A 9,657-nucleotide genomic window follows, 5' to 3' on the forward strand; every position below is an offset into this window, starting at 1 on the left:
AGCACCTCGCACCAACGGTTATCGCGACCAGATGGTGGCCTGCGGCGCAGCGGCCGTCAGCCGGGCGCCGGAGTCGAACGACAGGAACGACGGGCCCGGCAGGTAGTCGGAGGTGAGGAAGAACGCGCGGCCGATCCGCTTCACGGTCAGCGTCGCCCCGTTGTCGCCGCTGCCGCTGCGGGTGCGGATGGCCAGCAGCGCCTCGACGTCGTCGGCGGTCGTGCCGACCGGGAGCTCGACGGTCGTGGCGGCCGGCACGTCGCGGGCGATCGTCCAGCCGAGCACCGAGTGGTCCGAGCGGTAGACCGTGGCGTCACCGCGCAGCTTGACCCCGATCGCGAGGCCGGGCAGCGAGCCGGCGCCCTGGGCGGCACCCGTCACCTGGGTGGTCTCGACCCAGAGGTAGGAGCGCTGGTCGCCGACGGCCGGCGTCGCGGGGTCCGAGGGGGCCTCGATCTGCCCTTCACGCACCATCTCCTTCGCCATCACCTGGTAGGTCCAGGGGTTGGTGTCCATCAGGTGCTCGCGCGACCTGTCGGCCGGGCGCGTCTGCCGGGTGTCGAGCTGGAAGCGCATCCGCTCGTCCGCAGGCGTCGTGATCTCGTGGCACATGTTGTTGTTCGACGTGCAGACCTGGATCAGCGGGTGGTCACCCTCGAACTGCCCGGTGAACTCGACCGTGCCGTGCCCGGCGGACTGGTAGACGCCGGTGCCGGGGACGCGGTCGCCGTCCTCGTCGAGCTCGACCCGGTAGAACCACTCGATGTCGGTGGTACGCCCCCAGCGGGCCATGAGGGCCGGCGAGTTCGTGCCGCCGTCCTCGTTGCTCCACACGACGGAGTACTCCACGACCGTGTGGCCCGCAGTGGTCGCGGGGCGCGACTCGTGCCAGGCGATGAGCGGGGTGTCGGTGGTGGCGTTCTGCCAGGTGCTGCCGAGCGCCGGAAGCGCGCGGCCGATGAGGATCGGCGCGTGCTTGAGCACGTCGTGCTCGGGCGCGTTCTCCCGCGACACGTCGACCCGCAGCCGGCTCATCTGCACGGACGGGACGCCGGCCGGCGAGCGCTCGTCGAAGACCAGGCGCAGCTCGTGGTCGCCCTTGTCCAGGCGCCCGAGTGCGAAGGTCCGGAGCGTTGGGATGTTCGAGGGCACCACGATGTCGGTGACGTGCCGGCCGTCGACGTACGCGGCGACGACGGCGCTCTCGCGCCCCTCGACCGACCAGTCGGCGTTGCCGGCGGAGACGGTGGCGGTGAGGATGGCCTCGCCGGGGCGGCGCACGTCGAGGTCGATGGTGCCGGCCTGGCCGCGCTGGAGGTGCATGCGCCCCTCGCGGCCCTCGGACGCGGTGGCGGGAGCGGTCGTGACGGCGATCGCGGCGCCGGACAGCGCGGCGGTGGCGAGGACGGCGCCGAGGGCGCGTCCGGCCAGGGTGTCGATGCGGCGGCGCATGACGTCTCCCTTGTGGAGTCGGGGATGTGCGCCGCCAGGCAAGCCTCGTCGGGTTGCCCGTCGATGACCGGCGCAGGGCCGGCGGGTGACGCCTTCGCGAAGCACCCGCCGACCCTGCGCTGTCCCTCAGCCACTGAGGGTCAGCGCAGCCCGTTGAGCTTCGCGACCTCGATCAGCGCCCAGGGGTCGTCGGAGATGATGCCGTCGACGCCCAGGTCGATCACCCGCTGCATGGTCGGCTTGTCGTTGATCGTGTAGGGCACGACCTTGAGGCCGACCGCGTGCAGGCCGGCGACGTCCGGCCCGTGGAAGTACGCCGGGCTCTGCCGGAGGTACCAGTCGCTCGACGCCACCGTCCCCTGCGCCGGGTCGTGGACCTGCCAGTTCGCCGACACGGTCGACGCTCCGGAGGCGCGGACGAGGGCACCGAGGTCCTTCGTCGTCCACCAGTCCAGCGTCCCGGTCCACGGGCTCTTCACGGCCGGGTCGCCGTACGCCGCCTGCAGCGAGCACTCGTCGGCGACCGTCGCGCACTCGGCGGGGCCGTACTGCCACACGAGCGCGACCGTCTCCAGGTCAGGGCGGATCTGCTTCGCGTACTGGATGGTCCGCCAGTCGAACGACTGAAGCGTGGTGCGTTTGATCAGCTTCGCCCGCTTGATCTCGCGCACGACCTCGTGGGTGAAGGTCTTGTGGCGGATGGTGTCGTCGGCCGTCGGGCTCAGCTTGGTCTCGATGTTGAGCCGGACGTCCTCACGGCCGCTCTCGTTGACGAGGTCGAGGACCTCCTCGAGGGTGGGGATCCCCGCCCCCGGGACGGCCTGCTGCTGCGGGAGCTCGGCCGTCAGCGTCCTGCTGCCGCAGTCGATCGTCCTGATCTGCGCGAGCGTCAGGTCGTGGACGGCCTTGCCGACGTACGGGAACTCCGGGTCGTCGGGCGTCACCGGTTCGGTGTCGATGCAGTGCGAGCCGTTGATGGTGCGGTCGTGGATGACGACGGGCACCCGGTCCTGCGTGACGCCCGTGTCGAACTCGAGGGTCGAGATGTCCTCGTAGGAGAGCGCGTTCGCGAATGCCGCGAGTGTGTTCTCCGGCAGGCGTGCGCGGCCGCCGCGGTGCGCCTGGACGTCGAACGGGGAGGCGTACTGCTCCGGACGGGCGACCCCTCGCTCCTGCAGGACCTCGCGCAGCCGGTCGGGGTAGTCGGTGATGAGGCCGTCGATGCCGTCGTCGAGGAGCTTGCGCATCGTGGGCTTGTCGTTGACCGTCCACGGCACGACCTCGATGCCCGCGGCGTGCGCGGAGTCGACCATGGCCTTGGTCACGTACGGCCGGTAGCCCGCGTCGGTGACCGTTCCGTTCTGCGGGAAGCCGTGCACGGGCGAGAACGCGTCGGCGTCGAAGGACGCGATCGCGGCGATGGGGTCGCCGCCGAAGTCGTCGATGTCGATCCCGCCGAGCCACGGGGAGGCGCCGGGGCGCCCGGTCTGCAGGAAGTCGTAGTTCGTGAGCGCGACGAGCGGCAGGCGCGGCTCCACCTCCCCGATCCGCTTCAGCGTGCCCCAGTCGAAGCTCTGGATCGTGACCTGGCCGAGCATGTCGGCGGCGAGGATCTCACGGACCGCGATCTGCACGAACTGCTCACGCGGGGCGGTCTCGTGCGGCGCGCCGGCCTCGACCTTGGTCTCGACGTTCAGCATCACGTCGTCCGCCCCGTAGCGCTCGACGAGCGCGAAGACGTCACGCAGCTCGGGCATCCGCGCACCCGGCACGCGCTCCTGGGTGCTGACGTACGGCTCGTTGGTGCGGTAGCTGCACTCCAGGGTCTTCACCTGGTCGAGCGTCAGGTCCTTGATGTACTTGCCGACGTACGGGTACTCCGGGTCGCCCGGGAAGGCCGGCCCGGTGTCACGGCAGGGCTGCGCGCCGACCCGGCGGTCGTGCGTGACGACGGCCTTCTGGTCCTGGGTGATCTGGATGTCGAGCTCGAGCGTGGAGACGCCGAGCTGCAGCGCGTTGCCGAAGGCGGCGAGGGTCCCCTCCGGCCGCAGCCCCATCCCGCCGCGGTGGGCCTGCAGGTCGAAGCCGCTCGCGTCGGCCGCAGCGGCGGCCGTCGTGCTCTTCGGAGCGGAGGTCTTGGCGTACGCGGTGGCGGGCAGGACGCTCGTGGCGGCCGCTGCGGTCGCAACCGCGACAGCGAGCACGCGACGGTGCTGCATGCGCGATCCCTTCAGCTGGGTGAGGTGGCAAAGCCCTCACGCTGTCGAAGGCGCGCGGACCCCGGGTGTGCAGCACGCGGCGTGCGGGCGGCCATCGGGTTGCGAGGCGGTGAAGCGGCGCGGTGTGCGCCGGGTCAGCTCTGCGCAGGCACGGGGTGGGCCGGACGCCCGGACGGGAGCACGCGCAGCACCGCCGAGGCGACGAGCAGCCCGGACAGCCCGGACATCGAGGGCAGGACGAGGAACGCGTCGCTCGGCGCCGGCGTCGACGCTGCGAGGGCGAGCAGGCAGCTCGCGACGCGGCCAGCGGTAGCTGACCTCGACCCCCTGGGGTGTCACCCCGTCACCCCGTCGTCGCGCTCCTGCGGCGGGCCAACGGCGGCACCCACAGCCCGAGGAGCAGCAGCGCCCCCACCGCGCCGAGGCCCAGCCAGAGCCCGAGCGGAAGGCGGGACGAGCCGCCGTCGCCGCCGGGCGACGCCGCCGCCGCCGAGGGGCCGGTGCTCGGCTCGGCCGCCCCGGCGACCGGCGGCAGGGCGTCACCGGCGAGCGGGGCGGCCGGGGAAGCCGTCGGCCGGCTCGCGGCCGGCGGCGCGCCCACGAGCCGCCAGGTCTTCCCGCTGCGGCCGAAGCGGATCTCGCCCCGGAACGTCGCGAGGTCCGCGGTCCCGAGCCGCTTGCGGCAGTGCAGCACGAGGGCGTACGTCCCCGAGTAGTGGACGACGGGCGGCTGCGACATCGCCCCCTGGTCGCGGAGGTTGCGCGGGGCGGGCACGGTGAACGACGCGGCGCTGCCGCCGGCCGTGCCGTAGATCGACAGCGGCGAGCTCGCCACGTAGTTCTCCCCGCCCTTGCCGAACCCCGTGCCGTCGATGGTGACGACGAGGCCCGTCGCCGCGGCGGGGCAGCCACCCGACGTGCGGAAGGTCAGGAAGGTCTCCAGGCCGCCTTCGACGGGGTCCACCGTCAGGCTCCCCTGCGCCTGGGCGGACGCGGGCGTCGGCGACCCCGCCGCGAGGACCGCCACCGTGGCGCAGGCCGCCAGCGCGCGGCGGACGTTGCGGGTCATCGAGCTGCGCCCGTCAGCCGAATCGGCCGTTCACGTAGTCGGCCGTCCGCGGGTCGACCGGCGACTCGAAGATGTCGCGCGTCGCGCCGGCCTCCACGATGTGCCCGGGCTTGCCCTGCTCGGCGAGGAAGAACGCGCAGACGTCGGAGACGCGGGCCGCCTGCTGCATGTTGTGCGTGACGATGACGATCGTGACCTCGGACTTGAGCTCCCCGATGGTCTCCTCGATGCGCCGGGTGCTCGTGGGGTCGAGCGCCGAGCAGGGCTCGTCCATGAGCAGCACGCGGGGGGTGATCGCGAGGGATCGGGCGATGCACAGACGCTGCTGCTGGCCGCCGGAGAGGCCACCGCCCGGCTGCCGGAGCCGGTCCTTGACCTCCTTCCAGAGGCCTGCCTTCTGCAGGCAGCTCTCGACGAGGCCGTCCTTCTCGGCGCGGTCGGCCCGCCGGCCCGTCAGCTTGAGGCCGGCGACCACGTTGTCGTAGATGCTCATCGCCGGGAAGGGGTTCGGCTTCTGGAAGACCATCCCGATCTGGCGCCGGGCGTCGGTCAGCCGCTTGCCGACGGCGTAGACGTCCTCGCCGTCGAGCAGCACCTCCCCCGCCAGCGACGCCGACGGCACCAGCTCGTGCATCCGGTTGAGGATCCGCAGGAAGGTGGACTTGCCGCACCCGGACGGGCCGATCAGCGCGGTCACCTGGCCGGCCGGCATGGTCAGGCTGACCCGGTCGAGCACCTTGTGGTCGGCGAACCAGGCCGAGACCGAGCGCCCCTCGAGGGTGGCGAGCCCTGCCGCGGGCGCCGGGACGTCCTCCGTGAAGAAGGGCGATTCGATCGTACTCATGGTTGTCTTCCTCGGATCGGCTGAGCTCAGATGAGGTTCGGCAGCAGACGGGCGACCAGCCCCGCGACGGTGAGCCCGAGCGCGCCGAGCACGGGCACCCCGACCAGCCAGGCCTGCCACTTGCCCCACCGGGCACGGGCCCAGACGAAGGCCAGCGACGCGGGGAGCAGCAGCTCGCCCCACAGCAGGATGCGGATCCAGACGCTGTCGTCGCCCACCATGGCGCGCTCGTTCTCCGGCAGCGTCGCGGACGTGAACGGGGGCCGGGCGGGCGCGACCTGCGGCGCGGACGTGAGGTCGGCGTCGACGTAGACGACGCCCTCGGGCGCGTACCAGGGGCCGTCCGCGGTGACGAGCGTGATCCGGCCCTGGCCCGGTGCGCGCGCCTCCATCGGGCTGCCCTCGCGGCGCGGGCTGCCGATGACCTCGTACGTGTGCGCCTGGCCGCCCTGGGCCGTGGTCACCCGGATGATGTCGCCACGCTCGAGCTGGTCGATGTCCTCGAACGGGCCGCCGTACGTGGACTTCCGCCCGTAGATGACCGAGATGGAGTTCTGCCCCGGCAGGACCGTCGAGCGCAGCAGCCCGGGGCCCTTCTCCAGCACCTCGGACGTGGTCCCCCACCCGACGACCTCGTGCTCCATGCCGATACGGGGGATGTCGAGGATCGCCACGGGAGCGCCGAGCGGCACGGCGCGGCCCTCCAGGTCGAACGGGCCCACCGGAGCGGTGCCCAGGGCCAGCTGGCTGCGGAACTCCGCGTACTGCTGGTTCTGGGCCCGCACGTGCTGCAGATGGCTGACGAGCAGGAGGTTGCCGGCGAAGCCCAGCGCCAGCGTGGCGAGGAGCGAGAGCGCCGTCCCCGCGAAGGTCAGGCCGGGCCGCTGGGGCGCGGAGCCACCGGTGGCCGCTCCGGCGCGGCGGAAGCGGCCGAGCAGCCCGGCGCGCGGCGCGGACGGTCGCTGCGGCGCCTCGCCGCCCGGGAGGCCGCGCCCCTCCCCCAGCTCGGGGGAGGGACGCAACGTGGTGGTCTGGCTCACGGCTGGTGCGGACCGTCCTCGGCCAGGGTCCCCGCGGCAGCCTGCGGCAGCGCCCGGCGGCGCCGCGCGGCCACGTGCAGGTTCGTGCCGGCGGCGAGGAAGGCGAGCGCGATGAGCGCGAGCGGGACCGCGGTGAGGCCGGTGGCGGCCAGCGTCCCCTTGCCGTCGCTCGTGTTCGAGGCGGCGGCGTCGCTGGCGGCGACGTCCTCCTGGCCCAGCACCGCGAACTCGACGGTCGCGCTGGCCTTGCCGTCGGACAGGACGAGCGAGTGCGGGCCGACCGCGAGGTCGTCCGGCACGGTGAAGTCGTAGGTCACGACCCCGTCGGCGTTGGAGGTCGCGGTGTCCAGCCAGGCGGCGGTGGAGGACGGCGCCGGGCTCGCCGAGGCCGACGTGGACGCCGAGGGGCTCGGCGACGCCGAAGGGCTGGGCGACGCCGAGGGGCTGGGCGACGCCGAGGGGCTGGGCGACGCGGACGGGCTCGGCGACGCGGACGGGCTGGCCGACGGGCTACCGCTGGCCCCCGGGCTCGCGGAGGGCGAGGCCGACTCGGCAGCGGCCTGCAGCGGCCGCGTCAGCACGTCGGCCGGGTCGAGCGCGACCGCGATGGAGCTCTGCGCGCCGAAGCCGGTCGCACGGATGCGGACGGTGTCGCCGTGCGCGAGCGACGGCGAGGCCGGCAGCGGGTTGCCGTTGACGTCGGTGATGCTGACGTTGGACGACGACGCCGCGGTGGGCGAGGGAGTCGGGGAGGGGCTCGGGGTCGTCGACGGGGAGGCACCGGGGCTCGCCGACGGCGACGCGCTGGCCGAGGCCGACGGCGACGCGCTGGCCGACGGGCTGGCCGACGGCGAGGGGCTGCCCGACGGGGACGTCGAGGGCGACGCGCTCGGTGAGGGCGACGGGCTGGTCGACGGCGACGCGCTCGGCGAGGCGCTCGGCGAGGCGCTCGGCGAGGGCGACGGGCTCGGGGACGGCGAGGGGGCAGTGGGCGACGGGCTCGGCGAGGGCGAGCCGCCACCCGGGAGGACGGCGACCCAGGACGTTCCGCCCTCGGCGGGGAACCGGATCGTGCCGCCGCGGAACTCTCCGAGGCTGGTCGCGTTGAGCGCGGTGCGGCAGAAGAGGACGAACTCGTAGTCGCCCTTCCACTGCTCGACGGGCGGGGACGCCAGGGCGCCCTGGTCCTGCAGGTTCTTGGGCGCCGGCACCGAGAACGGCTGGGTCGAGCCGCCGGACGATCCGTAGGTCGTGAGGGCCGTGTTGGCCACGTAGTTGAGCCCGGACTCGGGGAACCCGTGACCGTAGATCTTGACGAGCAGGTTGGTGGCGGCGGCCGGGCATCCACCGGAGGTGCGGAAGGTGATGCCGCCGGTCGTGAGGACGCCGGACTCCGGGGTCACGGTGAGCGTGCCGACGTCGGCCGCCCCCGCGGGGCTGGAGGCCAGCACGGTGGCCGTCGAGGCCGTCGCGAGCGCTGTCAGCGCCGCTGCGAGGGGCCGGGAGACACGCATGGACACGCGATCCACTTCCTAGGGTGTGAAAAAGACGGCGGGGCCTCGGCTCGTCAGCGGGGCAGTGCCCGCGCCGCCACGGAACAGCCGAGCGAATAGTGGAATGAGGACCGGGCCGGGAGGCGACGTCAGCATGAACGCCACATGTCCATGCCGGCCGGTGCCGACCCGCTGCGCGCTTTTCGCGGGCGTAGCTCCGGCATCGTCCGCATTCCGCGCGCGACGTGCCGGGGGGCGGGCGGTTGCCCGCCCGCCCCCCGGGCGTCCAGGACCTCAGCTGACGACGACGGTGCGGGTGACCGACCCGCTCGTGCCGTTCGGGCCGGTCACCTTGACGGTGACCGTGTAGGTGCCCGCGGAGGCGTACATGTGGGTGCCGAAGACGCCACGGAAGCCGTTCGGCCCAGCGAGGATGCCGGTCGACGACTGGCCGTCGCCCCACTCGATCGTCGCGCTCAGCGCGTTGCTGGGGGCGGCCGAGTTGACGACCACGCCCACCGCGGCGCTGAACATCTGGCGTGCGCTGACGGAGATCGTCGCGCCGCCCGTGACGGCGATCCCGCCGCCCTGCGCAGCTGTGACGGTGAAGCTCACGGCGGCAGACGTGGAGCCGATGTAGGCCGCACCGGAGGGCACGAACTCAGCGGTCACCGAGCTCGTCCCGACCGGCAGGCCCGTCGTCGAGTACGCCGCGGTGCCGTTCGAGACGGCGACGGTCCCGAGGACGTCGGAGCCGCGGCGGAAGGTGACCGAGCCGGCGGCGGCCGCCGGCGACACCGTCGCCGTGAAGGTGACGTTGGTGCCCTGCACCTGCGGGCTCGCCGGCGACGCGGTGAGCGCCGTCGTCGTGGCCACCGGGGCAGCGGTGATCGTGTACGAGAGGGCCGCCGACGTCGAGCCGAGGTACTCGGCGCTCGACGGGGTGAAGACCGCCGTGAGCGTGCGGGTGCCGACGGCCAGCGTGGAGGTGCTGATCGTCGCCTTGCCGCCCGCGACGGGAGCAGAGCCGAGCGACGTCGAGCCGTCCCGGAACTGGACGGTGCCGGCCGCGGCCGGGGACACCTCGGCCGTCAGGGTGACGGCCGTGCCGACCTGCTGCGGGCTGGCCGGGCTGGCCACGAGCGTCGTCGTGGTGGCCGCCGGAGCGGCGGTGACGACGTAGCTGAGCGCCGACGAGGTGGAGCCGGTGTAGTTGCCGCCCGTGGGCGCGAACTCGGCGGTGACGGAGCTGGTGCCGACCGGCAGCGCGGAGGTCGTGAACATCGCGACGCCGTTGGCGACGGCGGCGGTGCCGAGGGTCTCGCTGCCCCGGCGGAACGTCACCGTGCCGGCGGCCGCGGCGGGCGTGACCGTGGCGGTGAGGGTGACGGCCGTCCCGACCTGCTGCGGGGAGGCCGGCGACGCCGTCAGCGCGGTGGTCGTGGCGTTCGGGACGGCGGTGATCGTGTAGCTCAGCGCGGTCGAGGTGGAGCCGACGGAGCCCGTGCCCGACGGGACGAACTGCGCCGTGATCGAGCTC

The 9,657-nt window shown here is 73.6% G+C and carries 8 protein-coding genes and 2 pseudogenes; 1 reads left to right on the forward strand and 9 read right to left on the reverse strand.

Annotation, left to right across the window (positions count from 1 at the left end; genetic code table 11):
• Window positions 1-18: 18 nt before the first annotated feature.
• The 8 genes and pseudogenes from G9H72_RS16570 to G9H72_RS16595 all read right to left on the reverse strand — a co-directional run bounded on the left by G9H72_RS16570 (window position 19) and on the right by G9H72_RS16595 (window position 6,941).
• A complete protein-coding gene (locus tag G9H72_RS16570; protein WP_166173102.1) occupies window positions 19-1,452 on the reverse strand; it encodes a hypothetical protein in 1,434 nt (477 codons plus the stop codon).
• Between the two features lie 140 nt (window positions 1,453-1,592).
• The gene (locus G9H72_RS23455) at window positions 1,593-2,009 is read right to left on the reverse strand and encodes a glycerophosphodiester phosphodiesterase (RefSeq protein WP_407939599.1); all 417 of its coding nucleotides are present in this window, start codon (window positions 2,007-2,009) and stop codon (window positions 1,593-1,595) included.
• 6 nt (window positions 2,010-2,015) lie between these two features.
• Window positions 2,016-2,558 (reverse strand): annotated as a pseudogene (locus G9H72_RS23460) (glycerophosphodiester phosphodiesterase family protein); the annotation flags it as partial.
• A gap of 30 nt (window positions 2,559-2,588) precedes the next feature.
• Window positions 2,589-3,671: pseudogene (locus tag G9H72_RS23465) on the reverse strand (glycerophosphodiester phosphodiesterase family protein); the annotation flags it as partial.
• A 343-nt stretch (window positions 3,672-4,014) separates the two neighbouring features.
• A complete protein-coding gene (locus tag G9H72_RS16580; RefSeq protein ID WP_166173106.1) occupies window positions 4,015-4,740 on the reverse strand; it encodes a hypothetical protein in 726 nt (241 codons plus the stop codon).
• A gap of 13 nt (window positions 4,741-4,753) precedes the next feature.
• Window positions 4,754-5,584, reverse strand: a complete 831-nt coding sequence (locus tag G9H72_RS16585) for a phosphate ABC transporter ATP-binding protein (RefSeq protein ID WP_166173108.1) — start codon at window positions 5,582-5,584, stop codon at window positions 4,754-4,756.
• A 26-nt stretch (window positions 5,585-5,610) separates the two neighbouring features.
• Window positions 5,611-6,624 (reverse strand): sortase, encoded by a 1,014-nt coding sequence (locus G9H72_RS22560; RefSeq protein ID WP_166173110.1) that lies wholly within the window; start codon window positions 6,622-6,624, stop codon window positions 5,611-5,613.
• Window positions 6,621-6,941, reverse strand: coding sequence for a hypothetical protein (locus tag G9H72_RS16595; protein ID WP_166173112.1), 321 nt, complete (start codon window positions 6,939-6,941; stop codon window positions 6,621-6,623). The genes G9H72_RS22560 and G9H72_RS16595 overlap by 4 nt, the downstream gene beginning before the upstream one ends.
• A 25-nt stretch (window positions 6,942-6,966) precedes the next feature.
• On the opposite strand from G9H72_RS16595, the gene G9H72_RS16600 reads away from it, so the two are divergent.
• The gene (locus tag G9H72_RS16600) at window positions 6,967-7,764 is read left to right on the forward strand and encodes a hypothetical protein (RefSeq protein WP_166173114.1); all 798 of its coding nucleotides are present in this window, start codon (window positions 6,967-6,969) and stop codon (window positions 7,762-7,764) included.
• 647 nt (window positions 7,765-8,411) lie between these two features.
• Here G9H72_RS16600 and G9H72_RS16605 read toward each other — a convergent pair.
• Window positions 8,412-9,657 (reverse strand): Ig-like domain-containing protein (locus G9H72_RS16605; protein WP_166173116.1); only part of this gene is annotated, 1,246 nt, incomplete at its 5' end.

Origin of the sequence: Motilibacter aurantiacus (assembly GCF_011250645.1) — a bacterium.
Classification (GTDB): Bacteria; Actinomycetota; Actinomycetes; order Motilibacterales; family Motilibacteraceae; genus Motilibacter_A; species Motilibacter_A aurantiacus.